Genomic DNA, 4,076 nt, shown 5'->3' on the forward strand with positions numbered 1-4,076 from the left:
TAGGCGACGGGGGTCTCAGCGGTGATCGGTTGGCCTTCGACGTCCGGTGGCAACGTCGGTCAGTGGCTCGGTGAAGACTCGAGATCACGGCGTACGTACACGAGCATCCAAAGGGTTGCGGGTATGAGGCCTCCAAGAGAGTCGAGGCTGGTCTCCGCTGAGGTCAATCCCGGATCGACTTCGTCGATCAGAGAGACGGAAAAGGTAGGGGAACCCGTCGTCGGGTCACCGGTGACCGCGGTGGCGCCGACGACGCTGGCCCCCGGGCCGATGTCGCCGTGACGGGGCCGGGGCGCGGCTCCACGCGGGCCTCAGTGACGATCGCGGACGGCCAAGTCCGGATTGACCAGCGCGTAGCCACCCGCGGTCGCTTGATCATGGGCCGCCCAGTCGGCTGTGCCGAGCGACGGGGTGATGTCTGGGTTCACTGCCGCACGGACGTTCGCCAGGGTCGCGTCGGCGGGGCCGGCGGCGGTCATCGGAGGCGCTCGAGCCGGGTGAGAGGAACCTGCTTGAGGCTCTGCGGATAGTCGTTGCCGTTGAGGAGCTCGTCGTAGACGTCCTGGTCCATCGAGTAGAGGGCCGCGTCCGGGTGGAGGGACACCAGGGTCTCGGCGTGGAGGTTTTCCGGCTTGCCGGACCTGAGAAGTGCGCCGTCGGTGTAGAGGGCGTTGAACCATTCGCTGGCGATGATGGTGATCTGAGGCATCAGTTGCCGTTCCTTACTCTCTCCTGGTGCGGGTATGGATATGCGTCCGGGCTGGCGAGGGGATCCATGCGAGCACGTGGTACGGATCGGGCCGGATGGTAGGTGCCGGGGTGCATCCCGAGGTTCGTCACGAGGATCTGCAGGACGACCGTCATCTCGTGGTGGATACGTTCGAGCTGTTCGATCTGAGCGTCCGAGAGGATGTGTCGCCGTCCTCGTCGACGCCGGGCTCGATACCGAGGATCTCGGCCAGGTCGAGATGGACGTTGCTGTTGCCGTAAGGGCGCTTGGGGTCGACCTCGGGCGCTCCGAACTCGGTCCAGGCGTCGTACCCGATGTGCGTCCGGCGCAGCAGCGCGAGGTACTGATCGGTGACGGTGAACCTGGTCGTGAAATGGACGTTACGTGGGAGGGGTTCCGGCATGATGGTCTCTCTTCTCTGACCCGCGGGCACGGAGACCTTCGCCATGAGCACTCGCTGCATTGCCCAGACGCGTACTCCGGTATCCCAGTCCGGCCGCAGAGTCACGTGCCGTCCGCGCCTCTTGCTCTCCCCTGGTGCCGGGCAGCCAACACGTGGCGGCGCTCGGTGTCACAGAGGGTCTTCAGTGCGTTGAAGGCGTGCTTCCTAGACGGCACGTCCGTGCTTAGCCGGGAGACGAAACAGGACGTGGTGTCGAAGTTCGACAGGAATCCGAGCTGGCCGGTGAACATGGGGGTCGGCATCGTGGTCCTCCTGGTGGTTGCGCGCCGTGGCGCTCGCGGGGATCGAACCCGCGACCTCTCGTGCGTCGCCCTGCGCCGGGCCTGTCGCCTGGGTCTGCCCTCCCGGTGGTCGCGATGCGGAGTCGAACCGCGGGCAGTCAGAACGCCGAGTGCTCTACCGCTGAGCTAGAGCGCCGAAGTGATGGTCATGCATCGAAATGGTGGCGGCCCCAGACGGACTCGAGTCGCTCGCACCGCAGTCGCGGCGCGTCCTCATGCGGTAGTTCGGCACGAGGTCCTGCATCGCTCGTCCAGGAAGCGGTGAAGATCTTCTTCGGGGAAACCCCGGCGAGGCTGTGCCGAGCCCTGCCGAACGCCGGCGGGATCGTTCCTCCGGGCTGCACAGGTGGCGGTGAACAGGCCCCAAGTCCAGGTGCCGTTACACCGAGCGTAGAGGACCTCGCGTGCGTCGGGCTTGGCCGCGACGGCCGCATCGACCCCCGTCTGTGCGGTGCTGCGCTGGCCCATATGTGGTCGGACCTGGTGTTTTCCTTCAGACGAAGATCTGGGTACCGCGCACGATCTCGATGGTCGGGATTCTCAGGCGGTGGCCGCCGACGGGGTAGGCGGGGTGGTCGGAGGCGACGACGATGCAGTCCCACGAGCCGGAGTGGCGCTTGCGCGGCCGTGGCTCGCGCTGGCGGCCAACGGCCGGTTTGGTCTCGGCGTGGAACTGGAAGGGCACTACGACGACGCGGTATTCACTCTCTCCGGTAGCCCTCCAGGGCAGCTCGATGAGCAGGTCCTGGGGCCACTCGAGGATGGTCACGGGCAGCGTCGACAGCGCATGGGCCTTCGAGCCGACCGCGGCGGAGGCCAGACGCTCGCGCTCCTGTTCTGCGGTCTCGGTGAAAGGACGGGTGAATGCCATGGTGATCAGTGCTCCTTGTCGGCCTTCTGCTGGGGTCGGTTGTTCCGGCGGGCCTTCGTCGAGACGGCTTCGACCTCGTCGCCGGACTTGGCGATGCGCGTGGTTATGACGGCCTCCCGGGGGTGATGACGTCTTTACGAAGAAGCTCCCGAACTCGGCTGCGCCGAGCCTGATGAGCATGGGAAGTGCGGTGACAAGCCTCGGATTCGTAAGCCACCCGCACCGTGTCCTCCATGGGCCCCAGGAATCGGGGGCGTCTCCACTGTCGACCTCGCCGTGGCTGTCGACAACCGCCATGATCACGAACTCCCCGTCGCCGGTATCACGGAAGGCGTCCAAGGTAGCCGCAGACGTGAGCGTGGGGAATAAGCCGATGCCAGCTCGGGTGGTGGGCCGCCAAGGGTCATCAACGGTCAGAGCGCGGTCGGCTACGGTCTTGTCGAGACCGCGGGACTCTTCGTTCCAGGCCATGAGCGGGCATGGTCATGGATGGCCCCGGTCTCGTCAACGATGGGCCCACCGCTGCCACGAATGGCTCGCTCTCGGCCATCCCCGACCAGCGATGCGTGGCTCGGTCACAGCCGGGCCCATCGTGGTCATGCGCGGCAGGATTGTGGCCCCGGCACTGCGCCCACCGCCGGGCTGCCTCAGCCCGGCGGTGGTGCCGTCGGTGAACACGGTCAGGTACACCGCGTTGCGAAGATGGGCGATGCCACAGTCAGCAATCAGCTCACTGGCAGATCGGGCATGGGCTGAACCTACCCACGCCCAACTTGCTCATTCTGCGGTCACAGGCGCTGCCGCACGTCCACCGTCAGATCCCCGGTGCTAACGACGGTGAACCCGGCCGCGCTTAGGGCCCGGGCCCACTCCTGCACCACCTCGGGCGCACCGGCCTCGGCGCCGTCGCGGTGGTGCGTCACCCGCACGTGCTCGGTGTTCAGTCGGTGCAGCCGGTACCCGTCCCCCACGGGCAGCCATGGCCCGTCGGCCTCCTGGGACAACTGCACTGGCCGGTGTCCGGCAGCTGCCAGTGCCTGGGCGGCCTGCGCCACGTCCGCGTCACGGTCGTGGTCACTGTCGTAGGCCCACCGCGTCCAGGTGGACCCGGTGCGCGAGCGCTCCGCGCGCGCGGCGTGCACCTCCTTGGCGCGCTCGATGCCCGCCTCGGTCAGCGCGTACCAGCGCAGCGACGGCCGGTAGACCACCAGGCCGCCGCTACGCAGGGCCCGGTGCACCTGCGGGGCGATGTAGGTGCCCAGGGTCGCCGGGCCGCCCTCGCGCTTGGCGGCCGTGAGCGCGTCGACTAGGGCGTCGTCCATGTCCTCGGTCAACGCCTCCTCTTCACCCTGGGGCTCGGGGGGCTCGCCCGCGCCGGGCGTGTCCTGGCTCAGGGGCGACCGGTCCGGCTCCGAAACCAGGTGTTCGGCCACCACTCGGCGCAGCCCCACCATGCCCTCCCTCCGGGTCGGCACTCCGTTGTTGCTGTCGGGGAAGGGGTCGTGGTCGCTGCCCTCCACGTCCCACCGGCGGCCGGTGCGTACCAGGCTTGCGATCCATTCCACGCCGGGCCACCGCTCCCGGTCGAGGATGGTGTCCAGCACCTCGCGTGGGTCGGCGTCGGGGTCGGGAATGTACAGGGCGTCGACCCGTCCGGCCTGGATCACGTAGGACACGTGCTCGGGGGCGCGGGGCCGGGGCGTGGGTGGAGTGTTGGTCGTCACGGGGGCG

6 protein-coding genes and 1 tRNA gene are annotated in these 4,076 nt (G+C 68.0%); all 7 read right to left on the reverse strand.

Annotated elements, in window-relative coordinates; translation table 11 throughout:
- Nucleotides 1–311: 311 nt before the first annotated feature.
- On the reverse strand, nt 312–479 hold the full coding sequence (locus ACSIH6_RS39060) for a hypothetical protein (RefSeq protein WP_435113883.1): 168 nt from the start codon (nt 477–479) through the stop codon (nt 312–314).
- Entirely contained in the window at nt 476–709 is a 234-nt protein-coding gene (locus ACSIH6_RS39065) for a hypothetical protein (RefSeq protein ID WP_435113885.1), read from the reverse strand. Before ACSIH6_RS39065 ends, ACSIH6_RS39060 begins: the two co-directional genes overlap by 4 nt.
- A 151-nt stretch (nt 710–860) precedes the next feature.
- On the reverse strand, nt 861–1,133 hold the full coding sequence (locus tag ACSIH6_RS39070; RefSeq protein ID WP_435113887.1) for a hypothetical protein: 273 nt from the start codon (nt 1,131–1,133) through the stop codon (nt 861–863).
- Nucleotides 1,134–1,234: 101 nt separating this feature from the next.
- Nucleotides 1,235–1,435 (reverse strand): hypothetical protein, encoded by a 201-nt coding sequence (locus ACSIH6_RS39075; protein ID WP_435113889.1) that lies wholly within the window; start codon nt 1,433–1,435, stop codon nt 1,235–1,237.
- 27 nt (nt 1,436–1,462) lie between these two features.
- Nucleotides 1,463–1,610: transfer RNA gene (locus ACSIH6_RS39080), tRNA-OTHER, on the reverse strand.
- A gap of 357 nt (nt 1,611–1,967) precedes the next feature.
- Complete coding sequence (locus ACSIH6_RS39085; RefSeq protein ID WP_435113891.1) at nt 1,968–2,345, reverse strand: hypothetical protein; 378 nt, start codon at nt 2,343–2,345, stop codon at nt 1,968–1,970.
- 788 nt (nt 2,346–3,133) lie between these two features.
- On the reverse strand, nt 3,134–4,076 hold a 943-nt coding region (locus ACSIH6_RS39090), incomplete at its 5' end, for a hypothetical protein (protein ID WP_435113893.1).

Origin of the sequence: Nocardiopsis synnemataformans (assembly GCF_965343085.1) — a bacterium.
GTDB classification, from domain to species: Bacteria; Actinomycetota; Actinomycetes; order Streptosporangiales; family Streptosporangiaceae; genus Nocardiopsis; species Nocardiopsis alborubida.